Origin of the sequence: Marinospirillum alkaliphilum DSM 21637, from assembly GCF_900119735.1 — a bacterium.
Classification (GTDB): Bacteria; Pseudomonadota; Gammaproteobacteria; order Pseudomonadales; family Halomonadaceae; genus Marinospirillum; species Marinospirillum alkaliphilum.
Genome location: NZ_FPJW01000013.1, coordinates 24,411 through 42,512, shown reverse-complemented (window position 1 = coordinate 42,512; position 18,102 = coordinate 24,411). Strand labels below are relative to the sequence as shown.

The window sequence follows — 18,102 nt, the reverse complement described above, 5'->3', positions numbered from 1 at the left end:
ATACACATACTAACTCCCTCTTTAATGATTGCGCATGCAGTTTTTGTCCGTATGCTTGATACTATTTTAGCCCTATTCGAACAGCCTACTGTTTTTTCTTTATTTATTCGCTACAGCGATGTATATATAAAAAGATTTATGGGTTTAACAGGCTCATACTTGGTGATTTTTGCCACGCTACCGCCCCAGGAAATGGAAATGTTTTTTCGCATCCTGCAGGTGGGTGTGTCCTTGCCTTGGTGTTTTTTAACAAAGATGCCTGCTGTGTACAACTCCGGCAGGTCATCCTTTTGTCTTGTGTGGGTTTAGTCAGGCATTTTGATTCTGTGCCAGCACCGCACGGTTTCGACCATTCTGTTTGGCTTGATACAGGGCGCGATCAGCGGCTTTCAGGAGTCCTTCAGGGGTCAGTGCCTTACCGGGCCAGCTGGCCACACCAATGGAGATGGTCACTTGTCCGATGCTTGCGCCCTGGTAAACCATGTTGCGCCCAGCCAGTTTTCTGACCAGTTCTTCAGCCCGCTTGAGGGCGGTGGTTTCTGTTGCACCGGGCATGATGATCACGAACTCTTCACCGCCGTAGCGGCAGGGCAAGTCAGTCTCCCGAAAGTGTTCCAGCAGGGCTGTAGCGAGGCTGCGCAGTACAAAGTCACCGGTATCATGCCCATACTGGTCGTTAAAGCGCTTGAAGTGGTCGATATCACACACCAGCACACTCAGGGGTGTTTTCTGGCGCTTGGCCAGGGTGATTTCCCGGCTCAGCGCATCATCCATGAAACGGCGGTTTTTCAAGCCGGTTAAACCATCTTCATAAGACAGGCGCTTCAGATCCTGACGCAGCTTGATGGTGCTCAGGCTCATCGACAGGCGTTCGCTGGTGTTCATGAAAAAAGCTGCAAGCGCTTCCAGTTGCTGCTCATCCTGTAAGGGTGCATCCGGCTCCAGGTGCAGGTAAGCCGGTGTTTGTTGCCCCTGATGCAGGTCTTCAACCTGCAGTGGCCAGCACCAGGTTTCGGGTTTGTTTGCAGCGCTGCGTCGGGTTCTGCATTCCAGGCGCACCTGATGAGGACGAAACATCTGGGGCAGCTTGTACTCAATAAAGTCCAGCGCCTGTTCCAGGCTATTGCAGGCATTCATTTGTTTCAGCAGCTCTTCTGCCTGCTGGTGGAACTGGTTGAGCTGGTTCAGCTGGAGTGAACGCTGTCGTTCCAGTTGTGCATAAACCTGCAGGGATTGGGTGCGCTCCTGAATGCGTTCTTCCAGGCTGGCATTCAGCTGCTGATACTGCAGGCTCAGCTGTTCAGCCTGTTCTCTGGATTCCTGAATGCGCAGCTCGGCCTGTTTCAGGTCTTTGATGTTACGTGCAACCCCGGCCAGAAAGTGCACCGAGCCATCGTCTTCCACCAGCGGAACAAGCAAGGTGTGCCAATAATCATCACCAAAGCCGGGCTCTTCGTAGTTCAGCGGCTCGCGGGTGGTGATGCACTGGGTATAACGCCGGTGGATATCCCGATACAGATTATCGGGCAAAAGCTCATCCAGGGGTTTGCTTAAATCAAACCCAGGGGGAAAGGCACGCTCCTGCTCAGGGTTGTAGTCTGCCAGGTAAAAACGCTCATCCCGCACCTGAATGATGAACATCGAATCAGGCGAGTGCTGCCAGAGTAATCGCAGGCTTTCAAGGGGTGCTTTACGATCCATCATGCTGACCTCATCATCAGTCCGGGCGTTTGATTTTGAATACTTCACCCAGCGTGGCGTACTCTGCGCCACCCAGTCGGGCCAGTGGGTTGATGGCGCTGGCATCAACGAGATAACGCCCGCGCTGTGTGTCTTCGGTGATCACTGCATCATCCAGCCAGGCTTGCAGCAGTTCGGCGTAGATCACCGCCTGTTCCTTGTTGCCCAGGTAGTGCACCTGATGCAAGCGGGCATGAAAGGCAATCGGCACCCCTTCCAGTCTGGGCAGCGGGCAACCGGGAAAGTCGACCGTGCGCAGCTTGCACAGCGGCAGTTCCGATTCCCCGTAAGCCAGGGTGGCGGCGCTGGCGGTCACGGCTTCGGCCTGAGCCACGGATGGCAGGTGGATCACAAATTCCCGGCCACTGATCAGGTTGCGGCGGGTGTCTTTGGGTGCACCATCCGGCTTGCTGCCAACAGACAACATCACCAGCGGCGGGTCTGAGCAGACTGCATTAAAAAAAGAAAAAGGGGCCAGGTTCAGGCCGGCGTCTTCATTCTGTGACAACACCCAGGCCACCGGGCGCGGCATGATGGTCTGGGTCATCAGGTGGTAGCAGGTGTCTGCCTTGATGTGTTGCATGTCCAGTTGCATGACGTTTTCCTCAAACGGGCAAGGTGGCTGTGTGTTCCGGGTATCCCTGTTATCCTACCACCCATGCCCATAACAGGAAGCTTTCTGCATCATGACTGCAACGCCGATCCGTTTACCCGTCATGTCCCGCGCTCGTGCACCGCTGACCCTGACCACTCAGGTGATGAACGAGCAGGGCGAATGGCAGGACATTGCGCTGGCCTGTGAGCGCCCGTTAACCCTGTACCTGAACAAGCGTGAGATCGTCACGCTGATGACGCTGGGTGAAGACCCGGAAGCGCTGGCACTGGGTTATCTGCGCAATCAGGGGCTGGTTGAGAATCTGGCCGACATTGAAGCCATTCAGGTGGACTGGGAGGTGGAGGCTGCGGCGATTCGCACTTCCCGCCAGGTTGAAGACCTTGAAGAACTGTTGAGCAAGCGCACGGTGACCACCGGTTGTGGCCAGGGCACGGTGTTTGGCAATCAGATGGCGCGGCTGGAGCAGTTGCAGCTGCCGGACTGGACGTTAAAGCAGTCACAGGTTTATGCGCTGCTGGATCGCCTGAAAGAACACAACGCCACTTACCGCAATGCCGGTGCCGTTCATGGGTGTGCCATCTGCACGGCAGCCGGTGAGGTGCTGGCCTTCTGTGAGGATATCGGCCGCCACAATGCAGTGGATACTCTGGCCGGGCACATGTGGTTAAAAGGGCTGGAGCCAGAGCAGGCGATTTTTTACACCACTGGTCGCCTGACTTCAGAGATGGTGATGAAAACCGCCCAGATGGGCATCAGTGTGGTGTTGTCGCGTTCCGGTGCCACCCAGATGGGACTGGAGATTGCCAACCGTCTGAATCTCTTGTTGCTGGCCCGCGCCAAGGGGCGGCATTTCCAGGCCTTCACCGCGCAACAGCGGCTGGAGCTGGATGCCCGCCCGGCATTAAGGCCGGGGGATCTGAAATGAGTGACAACCATCCTTACATGACGGTGCGGGAAGTGGCTGATTACCTGCACCTGAACGAAAAGAAGGTGTATCAGCTGGCCAGTGATGGCCACCTGCCAGCCACCAAGGTGACCGGGAAGTGGCTGTTTCCGCGCAAGCTGGTGGATCAGTGGCTGCTGGAGTCCAGCCATCACGGGGTGTTGAGTGACCGACTGCTGATTTCCGGCAGTGATGACCCACTGCTGCAGGCGGCTTTGCTGCGCATCATGCAGGAACAGAAACACCAGGCGCTGTACAGCTACATGCCCACCGGCACCCAGGCCGGGCTGACGCTCCTGTCTCAAGGACTGGTGGATTGCTGCACACTGCACTGGGGCAAGGCCGATGAAAGCAGCCTGCGTCATCCGGCACTGGTGCGTCAGTACACCGGTGCACGTCACTGGGTGCTGGTGCACCTGTTCCGGCGTCAGCAGGGATTGATGGTGAAGCCGGGACTGGAACGCGCCAGTGCCGCTGAGCTGTTGCAGCAGCACTGGGTGTTGCGTCAGGAAGGTGCGGGATCTCAGCGGTTTCTGAAAGACTGGCTGGGGCAACAGGGCAGTTCGGTGGAGCGTCTGACCTCCAACCAGGCGGCTTTAACCGAGCGCGAAACGGCATCGGCCATTGCCCGTGGGCTGGCCAGTGTCGGGCCGGGCACTCAGGCCGCAGCCATGGAATCGGGGCTGGGTTTTATTCCGGTGTATGAAGAGGCGTTTGAACTGGTGGTGCCACGGCCGGTGTTTTTCCGCACCCTGTTGCAGCAGTTGTTTGACTGGTTGCAAGGGCCGGAAGGCATCAAAAAAGCAGAGGAGCTGACCGGTTACCAGTTGCACCAATGCGGCAAACTGGTCTGGAACGGCGAGCAGCGATCCAGCTGAAAAGCCGGATCACTGATTATCTAGCTGGGCGTTCAGTGCCTGCAGGCGGGTCGGTACTTCATAAGTCAGGTAGGTGGTGGTATCCGGCCAGCCACGATGCACCAGGATGCGCAGTTCACCGCGACGCCATTCAAACTCCACCGGACCTTCGGCACGACGACCTAGCACGCGCTGCCAGGGGCCCAGCTCGCGGCTGACCTGATCGGCAATACGGCGCACCTGTTCGGTGTCATTGAATGAACGGAAGGTGATTTCGGCCACAGCAAACTGCTGTTGACCCGGGGTGTAACCCACGGCCATTTCAGTGGCACCGGCCATCCAGCCGGAGGGGTCATAAAGGTCATAGGGATAACCATCCACTTCCCGCACCACCGCCACATTGGCGGCCTGAATGGCAGCACGCAGACTGGCACGATCAGTACTCAACAGGGGCTGCCCGAAGAGTTCAACCGCCTGGGTCAGGGTCACCTGATGCATCCAGGCTTCCTGGCCATCCGGCAAGCGAACCCGCAACCAGACACCGCTGCGCTCCAGTTCAACCACCTGAGTACCTGCAGGCAGCTGGATCACCAGTGCAGCATCACCCTGAGGTGCGGCACGCACGTTGCCCACCGGTACACTCACTCGCCAAGTTTCAGTCTCAGAGGCTTGTACGCTAACGGAGCAAAACCCGATGACCAGCACCAGCACCAGCACCGATAAAAGATTGCTCCAGCTCGACAGTTCAAGTCGTGTTTTCAAGCGCAAAGTGTTGTTCGATGTTCCTTTCATCTTGTCCTGTCCACCTGCCATACCCTTTGCCCTGGACCGGCTTCAACCACGCCAGGGTTCTTTTCTGTTATGAGGTTGCCGCGCTCCTTACGGCTCAGCTGTCAAGGATAACCACAGCAGGCCCCTGTTCGCAAATCCCTGCTGCACTTTCTTATAGAAGTATTGTAATGACTTTTTCCCAGCCGCCAGATAATGAAAAACCCGGCACCAGGCCGGGTTCTCTGCGGTTGCTCAACTGAGGGTCAATCCCAGCTGAGTGCACCACCCACCTGGTATTCAGTCACCCGTGTTTCAAAAAAGTTCTTTTCTTTGCGCAGATCAATGATTTCCGACATCCACGGGAAGGGGTTGGTGGCACCGGGGAACTGTTCTTTCAGGCCAATCTGGGCCAGGCGGCGGTTGCAGATGAAGTGCAAATACTCTTCCATGATGGCAGCATTCATACCCAGCACACCACGCGGCATGGTATCGCGAGCATAGGCGATTTCCAGCTGGGTGCCTTCCAGAATCATCTGGGTGATCTCTTCCTGGAACTCCGGTGTCCACAGCTGCGGGTTTTCGATCTTGATCTGGTTGATCATGTCGATGCCGAAATTCAGGTGCATGGATTCATCCCGCAGGATGTACTGGAACTGTTCGGCCACACCGGTCATCTTGTTGCGACGACCCATGGACAGGATCTGGCTGAAACCACAATAGAAGAACACACCTTCCGTCACCACGTAGAAGGCGATCATGTTGCGCAGCAGTTCCTGATCGGTCTCAGTGGTGCCAGTCTGGAAGTCCGGGCGGGCAATGGCCTGCGTGTGCTTCAGACTCCAGGCAGACTTGGCGGCCACCGAAGGCACTTCGCGGTACATGTTGAAGACTTCGCCTTCATCCATGCCCAGCGACTCCACACAGTACTGGTAAGCATGGGTGTGGATGGCTTCTTCAAAGGCCTGGCGCAGCAGGTACTGGCGGCACTCGGGGTTGGTGATCAGGCGGTAGATGGCCAGCACCAGGTTGTTGGCCACCAGCGAGTCGGCAGTGGAGAAATAACCCAGTGAGCGCATCACAATCAGGCGCTCGTCTTCGGTCAGGCCGGTCTGGCTTTTCCACAGCGCGATGTCCGCATTCATGTTCACTTCCTGCGGCATCCAGTGGTTGGCCGTACCATCCAGATACTTCTGCCAGGCCCATTCATACTTGAAGGGCACTAGCTGATTCAGGTCGGCACGGCAGTTGATCATGCGCTTGTCATCAACGGCAATACGCTGCGCACCCATTTCCAGCTCTTCCAGACCGGCGGCCACATCCAGGTTTTTCACTGCTTCAGCGGCACGGCGATGCAGTTCACCTTCCGTTTTCGGGCGGTACTGGCTGACCGGAGCCGCTTCGGCCACCTGCTGCGGCTGGGCAGCAGGGGCTGGTTTGGCGGCAGCCTGAGGTTGGGTTGCGGTGGGTGCTTCTTCGTATTCGTCCCAGTTCAACATGCTTTTGTCCTCACTCGATTCCTTCAGAACTTTTATCAGTGACTTTTCGGGGCTCGTCACCTGCCATTACTGGCAGGCTTCACAACCCAGGTCATCAATGTCACCGGCGCTGGGCGCACGTGGACCACTGCGACCTTCCAGGAAGTCTTCAACGCCGCGGGCCTGTACCGGTGCTGCGGCCGGAGCACCACTGGACACGGCATTCAGGGTGCCGCGATCCACGGTGGACTTCTCAACACTGGTGGCACCCAGAGCACGCAGGTAATAGGTGGTTTTCAAACCACGATACCAGGCCATGCGGTAGGTCACGTCCAGCTTTTTACCGGATACACCCTTGATGTAGAGGTTCAGGGACTGTGCCTGATCAATCCACTTCTGGCGGCGTGAAGCAGCATCCACCAGCCACTTGGGTTCCACTTCAAAGGCAGTGGCATAACGCTGACGGATTGCTTCCGGCACCCGCTCAATCGGCTGCAGTGAACCATCGTAGTATTTCAGGTCGTTAACCATCACCTCATCCCACAACCCTGCTTCTTTGAGGTCTTTCACCATGTAAGGGTTCACTACGGTGAACTCACCGGACAGGTTGGACTTCACATAAAGGTTCTGGTAGGTCGGTTCAATCGACTGAGACACACCACAGATGTTGGAAATGGTGGCCGTCGGGGCAATCGCCATGACGTTGGAGTTACGCATGCCCTGCTGCTTCACCCTGGCGCGCAGTTGTTCCCAGTCCTGGGTGCTGGAGGTATCCACTTCCAGGTACTGGGCACCCCGTTCCTGACGCAGTTTTTCAATCGAATCCAGCGGCAGGATGCCCTGGCTCCACAAGGAGCCTTCATAAGTTTCGTAACGACCACGCTCTGCTGCCAGGTCGGATGACGCTTCAATGGCAAAGTAGCTGACCAGTTCCATGGAACGGTCGGCAAACTCGATGCCGGCATCAGAGGCATAAGCAATGCCTTGTTTGTAGAGCGCATCCTGGAAGCCCATGATGCCCAGACCCACCGGGCGGTGCTTCAGGTTGGAGTTGCGCGCCTGAGGCACGGCGTAGTAGTTGATGTCGATGACGTTATCGAGCATCCGCACAGCCACCTTCACGCTGCGCTTGAGTTTTTCCACATCCAGTTTGCCGTCGGCAGTGATGTGCTGCACCAGGTTGATGGAGCCCAGGTTACACACGGCAATTTCATCGGCACTGGTGTTCAGGGTGATTTCAGTGCACAGGTTGGACGAGTGCACCACACCCACGTGCTGCTGTGGTGAGCGCAGGTTGCACGGATCCTTGAAGGTGATCCAGGGATGGCCGGTTTCAAACAGCATGGACAGCATCTTGCGCCACAGATCAGCCGCTTTCACCCGCTTGAAGAGTTTCAGCTCGCCGTTGCGGGTTTTTTCTTCGTAGGCTTCATAGGCATTTTTAAAGGCCAGGCCAAACAGGTCGTGCAGATCCGGCACATCGTTGGGAGAGAACAGGGTCCACTCCTTGTCTTCAAACACCCGCTGCATGAACAGGTCCGGCACCCAGTTGGCGGTATTCATGTCGTGGGTACGACGACGGTCATCACCGGTGTTCTTGCGCAGTTCCAGAAACTCTTCGATGTCCAGGTGCCAGGTTTCCAGGTAAGCACACACCGCACCCTTGCGCTTGCCACCCTGGTTAACGGCCACGGCTGTGTCGTTGACCACCTTCAGGAAAGGCACCACACCCTGGCTCTTGCCGTTGGTGCCCTTGATGCGAGAGCCCATGGCACGAATCGGTGTCCAGTCATTGCCCAGGCCACCGGCCCACTTGGACAGCATGGCGTTGTCGTGAATGGCACGGTAGATAGCGTCCAGATCATCCGGCACGGTGGTCAGGTAACAGCTGGACAGCTGGCTGCGCAAGGTGCCGGAGTTGAACAGGGTTGGGGTGGATGCCATGTAGTCAAAAGACGACAGTACCTGATAGAACTCGATGGCCCGGGCTTCACGGTCTTTTTCATTCAACGCCAGACCCATGGCCACACGCATGAACATCACCTGCGGCAGTTCATAACGCACGTCTTCATGATGCAGGAAATAACGGTCATACAGGGTTTGCAGGCCCAGGTAGGTGAACTGGTTGTCGGCATCCGGGTTCAGTGCTGCACCCAGGCGATCCAGGTCAAATTCACCCAGGCGCGGGTCCAGCTGTTCAAATTCAATGCCCTTGGCAACATAGGCTTTAAAGGCTTTAGGGTAGAGATCAGCCATGTCGTGCTGGGTGGCATCTTCTGCTATACCCAGGAAAGACAGGGCTTCACGACGCAGGTTGTCCTGCAGCAGACGGGCGGTGACGTAGGTGTAATCCGGCTCTTTTTCAACCAGCGTACGCGCTGTCATCATCAGTGCAGTGGACACGCCATCCACCGGCACACCGTCATAAAGGTTCTTGATGGAGTCTTCAACAATCTTGCGGGCATCAACCCGGTCCAGCCCTTCACAGGCTTCCTGCACCAGGGTTTCAATACGACCCAGATCCAGCGGACGACGCTGACCGTCCAGATGGGTGACGGTGATGGTCGGGTGCGGCTTGCTGATACCCTGCTGCTGAGCGGCACGCAGACGGGCATGCTCCTCGCGGTAGAGTACATAGGCACGTGCCACTTTCTGTTCACCGGAGCGCATCAGCGCCAGCTCAACCTGATCCTGGATGTCTTCAATGTGCAGGGTGCCACCTTCCGGCATACGGCGCAGGAAGGTTTCAACGATCTGCAGGGTCAGTTTTTCAACCAGTTCACGCATGCGGCTGGAGGAGTCGGCCTGCTCACCTTCCACCGCAATGTAAGCCTTGCGCATCGCCACAGAGATTTTGTCGGCATCAAAACCAGCCAGCTCACCATTACGCTTGATCACCCGCAGCTTTCCGGGTGCTGTGGTCTGCACACCGTCTGAAAGCGCTGCATTCCGGTTGCTGCTGTCTGCCTTGTATTCACTTGTTGATGTGGTCATTTCCGTGTCTCTTTCGAGTTTTTTCAGTCAGTTTGATGCGCCGTAAAAACCCCATATATAGGGGCGCAAGATTTTCGAAGCACAAGATAGTGTTGTTTTGCGCCTCTAGCAAGTGGGATATCCTGTGGACAAACTGTGTACTTGGTGGGTACATTCCCGCAGGCACTGCAAGCACTGGGATTGGTTGCGTTTTCTTGCGCGATGGAAATTTTATATGGCGTTTTGTAAAACTGATTGTCCAAAACTTTCAAAATCCCCGCTATCCATGCCGCTTTTGATACTGCCCCCTTTCAACCACAACGGATTGAGGTATGATGCAGAACATGACTGCCCTGTCAGCCGATCGTCAGCAGGACATAACATCAACCGGGAACAAGTAAAGTGAGAGACTAAAACAGTGGACGCAAACCAGTCACCCCGCATACTGATAGTTGAAGATGATTCCCGCCTGGCTACCCTTACTCGCGAGTATCTGGAAGGTAATGGCTTCCAGATTTCCATTGAAGGTGACGGGGCAAAGGCCGTGGAACGCATTGAACGCGAAAACCCCGACCTGATCATTCTGGATGTGATGCTACCCGGCGAAGACGGTCTGAGCATCTGTCGCAAAGTGAAGATGGAAAAAGACATTCCGATCCTGATGCTGACTGCCCGCACCGATGATATGGATCAGGTGGTTGGCCTGGAAATGGGCGCTGATGATTATGTGGCCAAACCGGTGCGCCCACGCGTACTGCTGGCTCGTGTACGCGCCCTGCTGCGTCGTGCGGAAGCACAACCAGCCGCCACCGATCTGAACGAACCTCAGACCTCCCGCCTGGAATTCGGTGATCTGGTGATCGACAGCGCCATGCGTGAAGCCTGGCTGAAAAACGAAAGCATCGACCTGACCAGCGCCGAATTTGATCTGCTGTGGCTACTGGCCTCCAATGCCGGCCGGGTACTGACGCGTGAAGAAATTTTCACTGCCCTGCGTGGCATTGAATACGATGGTCAGGACCGCTCCATTGACGTACGTGTGTCACGCATTCGTCCGAAAGTGGGTGATGATCCGATGCACCCACGCCGCATCAAGACTGTGCGCAGCAAGGGTTATCTGTTTGTGAAGGAAGTCTGACCGCCAGGCCGGGCATCCCTTCATGAGTCTTGCACTGCTGCAAAAACGTCTTGGCAATTTTTTCCTGAGGGTTTATCTGGGCACCTTTGGTGCCCTGGTTGGCACCCTGCTGCTCAGTGTGCTGCTGGTGAATCTGGCCAACCAGGTGCGGCAGGAAGCCTTCCACGAAGCCCAGCTTTCCGGCCTGTTCAACACCCTGACCGAAGAATTCTCCCGCCTGACACCAGGGCATGAAGCGGAATGGCTGAATGACATCAACCAGACCCTTGGCATCCAGGTCAACCAGCTGCACCTCAGCAACGAAAACTTTAACCGCCGCGAAAGCAATCGCTTGAAGGAACGACGTCTGTTATTGCGCCCGGGAGCGGATGGCAGCCTGGAAGTTTTTTTTCCCACCGACACCGAAACACTGCTCAGTACCCAGCTGTGGCGAGTCACTGAACAGCAGGCCAGCGCCTCCATTTACCTGTTGCTGCGTGAGTTGCAACGCACCCCGACAGAGCTGCGTGATGCCCGTTTACGCCAGTTGAATGAACATTTTGCCTACCCGCTGGAGCTGCTGACCCAGTTGCCGGTTGAAACGGATCAGCTGCAACAGCGGCGCTTGGAGCGTGGTGAGCAAGTGGTGCTTTTTTCTGATGCACCCCGCCATCTGCTGAGTTATATCCAGCTGGGTGACAACAGCTGGTTAAGGGTGGGGCCGGTTGATCTGTTCAATCCCTATCCACTGCCCTTGCTGATGGCCATTCTGCTGCTGTCTTTACTGATGCTGGCGGTTAGCATCTGGTGGTTTCTACGTGGCCTGGAAAGCCGTTTACGCAGCCTTGAGCGTGCATCCAGTCAACTGGCAGCCGGTAACCTGCAGGCGCGTGTACCCCTGTCCGGCAAAGATTTTGTCAGCAAACTGGCGATCACCTTCAACCGCATGGCTGAACAGGTACAACGCCTGCTGCGCACCCAGCAGGAAATGATTCACGCGGTATCTCACGAACTGCGCACCCCGGTGGCACGCATTCGTTTTGGTCTGCAGATGATTGAAGATCTGAGTGAAGATGGCAGCCCGCATGAAGCCATTGTGTACCAGGTACAGGGCATCGACCGGGACATCGATGAGCTGGACACCCTGATTGATGAAATTCTTACCTATGCCCGTCTGGGTCAGGAAAAGCTGCAGCTGCAATTCATGACTCAGGATGTCAGCGGCCTGCTGGAAGAAGTGCTCAGCGGCTTTCAACGCACCCACCCGAGCCTGAAACTCTCCTTGCAGATCGAAAATCCCGCCAACTTCAGTCCGGAAGCCGATCTGGAAGGGCGTTATTTTCAACGTGCCATCCAGAACCTGGTGGGCAATGCCGTGCGTTATGCGCACCAGCAGATCCGTATCACCTGTTATCTGGAAAGTGATACCTTCCGGGTCGATGTTGAAGATGACGGCCCCGGCATTCCGGAAGAAGACTGGCAAAGAGTATTCATGCCCTTTTCCCGCCTGGATGACAGTCGTACCCGCAGTTCCGGTGGTTACGGACTGGGGTTATCCATCGTCCAACGCATCATCTACTGGCATCGCGGCAGCGCCCTGGTGGACCGCAGCCCGGACTTGCAAGGTGCTCGCTTCAGCCTGATTTTCCCGCGCCAGCAATCATCGGATCTGCCACCACTGGAAATCCCTCCCCAATAATTGCATTCAGCGCTTAGGCTTAGGCACCCGCATTCTGAAATCAGCCTCGGGCAATCGCACCAGACGAGTGCCATTATTTTCATAGCGCACTATATTTGTGCATACACCAGTGCAAAACAACCTGCTACGCACCGTGATGAAGCCTTTTGTCTGCCGCTGATGTAGGTTAATGGTGCAAAACGCACAGGTTGGTGCGGCTTTTGCATCTACTACCCATCAGATATCCGGAACACCGGAAAATACCGATCCAGACCATTTTTCAGAGAAGCACATGAGCCCGGCCCAGGAACTGCCCCGTCATCTGCTGGAAAACCTTACAACTGCTGTTCTGCTGTTAGAGCAGAACCTGCAGCTGGTGTATATGAATCCAGCTGCTGAAATGCTGCTGGCTGCCAGCTTGACGCGTTTTCGTGGCCACCCGATTCATCAGTTGTTTCAGGAACCTGGAGCAGGTCCTGATGCGCTGCGTCAGGCCGCTGAAACCGGCCATCTGTTCACCAAGCGTGAAGCGCAACTGCAGTTGCACAATGGTGAAACCCTGACCGTAGACTATACCGTGTCGCCCATTGCCGAGTTCAAACGCACACAACTGATCGTGGAAATTTTCCCGCGTGATCGCCAACTGCGCATTTCCCGTGAAGAGGAACTGGTGAACAAGCAGGAAACCGTGCGCGCACTGGTTCGGGGCATGGCGCACGAAATCAAGAACCCCCTGGGGGGCATTCGTGGTGCAGCCCAGCTACTGGAACGGGCATTACCGGATGAAGATCTGAAGGATTACACCCAGGTCATCATTGATGAAGCAGATCGACTGCGTAATCTGGTTGACCGCATGCTGGGGCCGCGCCATTTACCGGAAATGAAACCGCTCAACATCCATGAAGTGCTGGAGCGGGTTTATACCCTGGCTCAGGCTGAATTTGGTGACCAGATACGCCTGATCCGGGATTACGACCCCAGCTTGCCAGAGTTTATGGGGGATAAGGAACAGTTGATCCAGGCGGTGCTGAACATCGTGCGCAACGCCATGCAGGCGCTGACCGAATCTGGCCAGTCCAACGGACGTATCATTTTGCAGAGCCGTGCCAAGCGCCAGTTCACGCTGGGATCAGAACGCCACCGGCTGGTGTGTCAGGTCAAGATCATCGACAACGGCCCTGGCATCCCGGAAAACATGCTGGAAAACATTTTTTATCCAATGGTCAGTGGCCGGGCTGAAGGCACCGGCCTGGGGCTGACCATCGCACAGGCTGCGCTGCAGCAACACCAGGGTTTGATTGAATGTTTCAGTCATCCCGGCCACACCGAATTCCGGCTGCTGATCCCTTTTGATCATGCCGTCACAGAACAACAGACTACAGGAGCAGCACAATGACCACACCCAAAGGCCATGTCTGGGTCATCGATGATGACCGTTCCATTCGTTGGGTTCTGGAAAAAGCACTGGATCAGGCCAATATTCAGGTCACAGCCTTTGAACGCGCAGACACGGCGCTGCGCCAGATGGTGCGTCAGCGCCCGGATGCCCTGATTACTGATATCCGCATGCCGGGCATGGATGGTCTGGACCTGCTGAAACAGGTCAGCGAACTCTATCCTGGCCTGCCAGTGATCATCATGACCGCCCACTCAGACCTGGAAAGTGCGGTGGCCTCTTATCAGGGCGGTGCTTTTGAATACCTGCCCAAACCCTTTGATGTGGATGAGGCCGTAGCACTGGTGAATCGTGCTTTGGCCCATGCCGAAGAACAAAAAGCCCAGCAGCGCAGTGCCACACCTGCTGAGCAAGCCGCAGCCAACCGCACACCTGAAATCATTGGTGAAGCACCAGCCATGCAGGAGGTCTTCCGGGCCATCGGCCGTTTATCCCACTCCACCATTACCGTGCTGATCAATGGTGAGTCCGGCACCGGTAAAGAGCTGGTTGCCCATGCCCTGCATCAACACAGCCCACGCTCCCATCAACCGTTTATTGCCCTGAATATGGCGGCCATTCCGCGCGATCTGATTGAATCCGAGCTGTTTGGCCATGAAAAAGGGGCTTTTACTGGTGCGGCATCCCAGCGCCAGGGGCGTTTTGAACAGGCCAATGGTGGCACCCTGTTTCTGGATGAAATTGGTGACATGCCTGCTGAAACCCAGACTCGCCTGTTGCGGGTACTGGCGGATGGTGAGTTCTACCGGGTTGGTGGTCATACCGCGGTAAAAGTGGATGTACGCATCATTGCCGCCACCCACCAGGACCTGGAAAAACTGGTGGAAGCCGGACGCTTCCGTGAAGACCTGTTCCACCGCCTCAACGTGATTCGTGTCCATCTGCCATCACTGAAAGATCGCCGCGAAGACATCCCGCGCCTGGCTGAGCACTTTTTAGCCCAGGCCGCACGTGAGCTGAACAGTGAAACCAAGGTGCTGCGCCCGGAAACCATTGAATACATCTGCCGCCTGGACTGGCCCGGCAACGTGCGCCAGTTGCAGAACACCTGCCGCTGGTTAACCGTGATGGCCTCCGGCCGGGAAGTACTGATTGAAGACCTGCCACCGGAACTGCTGGCCAAAACCCCCAGCCGCATCGCCAGCGACTGGGAGGCATCACTCCGTTACTGGGCTGAACAGGCATTAATGCGGGGTGAAACCCAGTTGCTGGACAAGGCGGTGCCCGCCTTTGAAAGCATCATGATCGATGCAGCCCTGAAACACACCGGTGGCCGCAAGCGGGATGCCGCAGAACTGCTGGGCTGGGGTCGCAATACCCTGACCCGCAAACTGAAAGAGCTGGGCATCAGTGGCGGTGACGACGAAGACGAATAAGTCTGCTCGCTGGTATAATCGGGTCTTCTACAGGAGACCCCATGCCGGACATCGCCCTTTACCAACCTGAAATTCCGCCCAACACCGGCAACATCATTCGCCTGTGTGCCAATACCGGCTTTCGCCTGCACCTGGTGGAACCGCTGGGTTTTCTGCTGGATGACAAACGCCTGCGGCGGGCCGGACTGGATTACCACGAGTGGGCGGCTGTCACCGTGCATACCGGCATGAATGACCTGTTGAACAGTGTGAATCCCGGTCGGATACTGGCACTGACCACCAAAGGCAGTCAGCCTTATCATCAGGTGGAATACCGGGATGATGACCTGCTGCTGTTTGGCCCGGAAACCCGGGGTTTACCCGCGGAAATACTCAATCAGCTGCCCGCGGAACAGCGCATCCGCATTCCGATGTTACCCGACAGTCGCAGCATGAACCTGTCCAACGCCTGCACCCTGATCGTTTATGAAGCCTGGAAACAACTGGGTTTTGTCGGAGCCCAGTTGACGGCTCAAGCTGAAACCTGAAGCCATGCAAAAAATTCTTGCCCGACTCAATGACCGACAGCTTGAAGCTGTGCAACAGGTGGATAGCCCACTGCTGGTGCTGGCTGGTGCCGGCTCGGGTAAAACCAGTGTGATCACCAGCAAAATTGCCTACCTGATTCGCAGCCGTGGCATGGCGGCCCGTAATATCTGTGCGGTGACCTTCACCAACAAGGCCGCGCGGGAAATGCGAGAGCGGGTTGGCAAGATGCTCAGCCGCGAAGAAGCCAAAGGCCTCACCGTTTCCACCTTTCACTCGCTGGGACTGGACATCATTCGCCGCGAAGTGAAACACCTGGGCTATAAAAGCGGTTTCTCACTGTTCGACACTGAAGATTCACGCGCACTGCTGCGTGATCTGATGCACAAGGATGCGCAGGTGGATGCCGATGTGGTCAATCAGGTGCAGCACCTGATTTCCAACTGGAAAAATGACCTGGTGGAACCGGACACCGCCGCAGCGGTGGCCGAAAACCCGTCCGAGCGCCTGGCGGCACAGGTTTATGAACACTACAACCGCCACCTGCAGGCTTACAATGCAGTAGATTTTGATGACCTGATCCGCTTGCCGGTACTGCTGTTCCAGCAACAGCCCGAGGTGCTGGAAAAGTGGCAGCACCGCATGCATTACCTGCTGATTGATGAATACCAGGACACCAACATCAGCCAGTACCGGCTGGTGAAATTGCTGACCAACCTGCGCCGCACCTTCACGGTGGTGGGTGATGATGACCAGTCGATTTATGCCTGGCGCGGTGCCCGCCCGGAAAACCTGATCCAGTTGGGTGAAGACTTCCCCAACCTGAAAATCATCAAGCTGGAACAGAACTACCGCTCCACCGGACGCATCCTGAAAGTGGCCAACCACCTGATTGCCCACAACCCGCACCTGCATGAAAAAAGCCTGTGGAGCCAACTGGGATACGGTGATCCGATCCGGGTGATTGAATGCGCCAGCGAAGAAGCCGAAGCGGAACGCATTGCCGCCGAAATCATGACCCGCAAGATCAAGGAGCAGGCCAGCTGGAAGGACTTTGCAGTGCTTTATCGTGGCAACTTCCAGTCCCGTATTGTTGAAATCAAACTGCAGGCCTTCCAGATTCCCTACAAGATCAGCGGCGGCACCAGCTTTTTTGCCCGCAATGAGATCAAGGACATCATGGGTTACCTGCGACTGCTGATCAATCCAGCCGACGACAACGCCTTTCTGCGCATCATCAACATCCCGCGCCGTGAAATCGGTCCGGCGATTCTGGAAAAACTGGCCACCTACGCCCGCGACCGGGGTGTCAGCCTGTTTGCGGCCTGCCATGAAATGGGACTGGAACAGTACCTGAAAGAACATCAGGTGGAAAAACTGCGTCGTTTCACCCACTGGATGGACAGCATCATTCGCCGCTGTGAAAGTGATGACCCGATTGCTGCCATCGGTGAAATGATCCGTGACATGGATTACGAGGCTTGGCTGTATCAGAACGCCAGTACACCGACTGTAGCCGAACGGCGTTATGCCAATATCTGGACACTGATCGACTCCCTGTCTGACACCCTCAAGCGCATGCAGGAAGATGATGATCAGGTCGGCATCCGTGAAGCCATTGCCCGACTGGTATTGCGTGACCTGCTGGAGCAGCAGGAAGAAGAGGATGATTCCGACAAGGTGCAGCTGCTGACCCTGCACGCCTCCAAGGGACTGGAGTTTCCCCAGGTGTTCCTGATGGGCATGGAAGAAGAGTTATTGCCTCACCGTAATGCCATTGAAAGTGACACCATTGAAGAAGAGCGCCGACTGGCTTATGTGGGCATCACCCGCGCCCAGCAGCAGCTGACCTTGACACTGGCCAAACAACGCAAGACCTATGGTGAGATGCTCAACTGCACCCCCAGCCGTTTTCTGGATGAATTGCCGCAGGATGATCTGAAATGGGAAGGGCGGGTGACGGACACCCAATCACCGGAGGAGCGTAAACAACGCAAACAGGATCGCATTAATGCCTTGCGGGCGATGCTGAACAACTGATCTGCAACCTGCCAGCAAAAAATTGATGGCAACAAAAAAGCAGCCCTCAGGCTGCTTTTTTGATTCTGAAGGGCTTAGCGGCTGGCTTCAACCAGGTAATCCACTGCAGCTTTTACTTCAGCATCAGACAGGTTCGGGTTGCCGCCGCGAGCAGGCATACCACGGATACCCTTGATGGAGTTGGCATACATGCTGTCCATGCCCTGCGCCAGGCGAGAGGCCCAGGCAGCTACGTCACCCTTCTTGGGAGCACCAGCAGCACCAGTGTTGTGACAAGCCATGCACACGCTGTTGTACACCTGGTCACCGGATTTTGGACCAGCAGCCACAGGAGCAGCAGCCACACCACCACAATCCATACCCTGCAGGCAGAGTTCACCGGAAGGCTTCAGACGCTCGGCGATCTGCTCAGGAGTACCGGTACGTGCCTGCACTTGCAGGGCGACCAGCAGACCAAAGCCCAGTACAGCAGCCATTGCCAGAATACGGCTTACCTGGTTTTTCTGTTTCACTCTCACCACCTCTAGTCTGGTTT

General features: G+C 56.1%; 14 protein-coding genes. 8 read left to right on the top strand and 6 right to left on the bottom strand.

The window, feature by feature from the left end:
- Positions 1–309: 309 nt before the first annotated feature.
- Both BT114_RS14140 and BT114_RS14135 read right to left on the bottom strand, forming a co-directional pair.
- A complete protein-coding gene (locus tag BT114_RS14140; protein WP_177247103.1) occupies positions 310–1,704 on the bottom strand; it encodes a sensor domain-containing diguanylate cyclase in 1,395 nt (464 codons plus the stop codon).
- A gap of 13 nt (positions 1,705–1,717) precedes the next feature.
- A complete protein-coding gene (locus BT114_RS14135) occupies positions 1,718–2,335 on the bottom strand; it encodes a flavin reductase family protein (protein ID WP_072327151.1) in 618 nt (205 codons plus the stop codon).
- Between the two features lie 91 nt (positions 2,336–2,426).
- Between BT114_RS14135 and fdhD the strand changes: the two genes are divergently transcribed.
- A complete protein-coding gene (fdhD, locus tag BT114_RS14130; protein ID WP_072327150.1) occupies positions 2,427–3,281 on the top strand; it encodes a formate dehydrogenase accessory sulfurtransferase FdhD in 855 nt (284 codons plus the stop codon).
- Positions 3,278–4,177, top strand: coding sequence for a helix-turn-helix transcriptional regulator (locus BT114_RS14125; protein WP_072327149.1), 900 nt, complete (start codon positions 3,278–3,280; stop codon positions 4,175–4,177). Before fdhD ends, BT114_RS14125 begins: the two co-directional genes overlap by 4 nt.
- A 9-nt stretch (positions 4,178–4,186) precedes the next feature.
- Here the strand turns inward: BT114_RS14125 and BT114_RS14120 are convergent, their stop codons facing one another.
- The 3 genes from BT114_RS14120 to BT114_RS14110 form a co-directional block, all read right to left on the bottom strand.
- Positions 4,187–4,948, bottom strand: coding sequence for an SH3 domain-containing protein (locus BT114_RS14120; protein WP_177247102.1), 762 nt, complete (start codon positions 4,946–4,948; stop codon positions 4,187–4,189).
- Positions 4,949–5,190: 242 nt separating this feature from the next.
- The gene (locus BT114_RS14115; RefSeq protein WP_072327147.1) at positions 5,191–6,423 is read right to left on the bottom strand and encodes a ribonucleotide-diphosphate reductase subunit beta; all 1,233 of its coding nucleotides are present in this window, start codon (positions 6,421–6,423) and stop codon (positions 5,191–5,193) included.
- 66 nt (positions 6,424–6,489) lie between these two features.
- Positions 6,490–9,396 carry a ribonucleoside-diphosphate reductase subunit alpha gene (locus tag BT114_RS14110; RefSeq protein WP_072327146.1) on the bottom strand — a complete coding sequence of 969 codons (2,907 nt, stop codon included), beginning with the start codon at positions 9,394–9,396 and terminating at the stop codon, positions 6,490–6,492.
- Positions 9,397–9,793: 397 nt separating this feature from the next.
- On the opposite strand from BT114_RS14110, the gene BT114_RS14105 reads away from it, so the two are divergent.
- The 6 genes from BT114_RS14105 (at position 9,794) to rep (ending at position 17,567) form a co-directional block, all read left to right on the top strand.
- Positions 9,794–10,513 carry a response regulator gene (locus BT114_RS14105; protein WP_072327145.1) on the top strand — a complete coding sequence of 240 codons (720 nt, stop codon included), beginning with the start codon at positions 9,794–9,796 and terminating at the stop codon, positions 10,511–10,513.
- 22 nt (positions 10,514–10,535) lie between these two features.
- Positions 10,536–12,191 (top strand): ATP-binding protein, encoded by a 1,656-nt coding sequence (locus BT114_RS14100; RefSeq protein WP_072327144.1) that lies wholly within the window; start codon positions 10,536–10,538, stop codon positions 12,189–12,191.
- Between the two features lie 271 nt (positions 12,192–12,462).
- Positions 12,463–13,566, top strand: a complete 1,104-nt coding sequence (glnL, locus tag BT114_RS14095) for a nitrogen regulation protein NR(II) (RefSeq protein WP_072327174.1) — start codon at positions 12,463–12,465, stop codon at positions 13,564–13,566.
- Positions 13,563–15,002: a nitrogen regulation protein NR(I) gene (gene ntrC, locus BT114_RS14090; RefSeq protein WP_072327143.1), complete on the top strand. Its 1,440-nt coding sequence runs from the start codon at positions 13,563–13,565 to the stop codon at positions 15,000–15,002. Before glnL ends, ntrC begins: the two co-directional genes overlap by 4 nt.
- Positions 15,003–15,043: 41 nt before the next feature.
- On the top strand, positions 15,044–15,529 hold the full coding sequence (gene trmL, locus BT114_RS14085) for a tRNA (uridine(34)/cytosine(34)/5-carboxymethylaminomethyluridine(34)-2'-O)-methyltransferase TrmL (protein WP_072327142.1): 486 nt from the start codon (positions 15,044–15,046) through the stop codon (positions 15,527–15,529).
- 4 nt (positions 15,530–15,533) lie between these two features.
- On the top strand, positions 15,534–17,567 hold the full coding sequence (gene rep / locus BT114_RS14080) for a DNA helicase Rep (protein ID WP_072327141.1): 2,034 nt from the start codon (positions 15,534–15,536) through the stop codon (positions 17,565–17,567).
- Between the two features lie 74 nt (positions 17,568–17,641).
- On the opposite strand, the gene BT114_RS14075 is transcribed toward rep, so the two are convergent.
- Positions 17,642–18,079 (bottom strand): c-type cytochrome, encoded by a 438-nt coding sequence (locus tag BT114_RS14075; RefSeq protein ID WP_245770455.1) that lies wholly within the window; start codon positions 18,077–18,079, stop codon positions 17,642–17,644.
- Positions 18,080–18,102 lie beyond the last annotated feature (23 nt).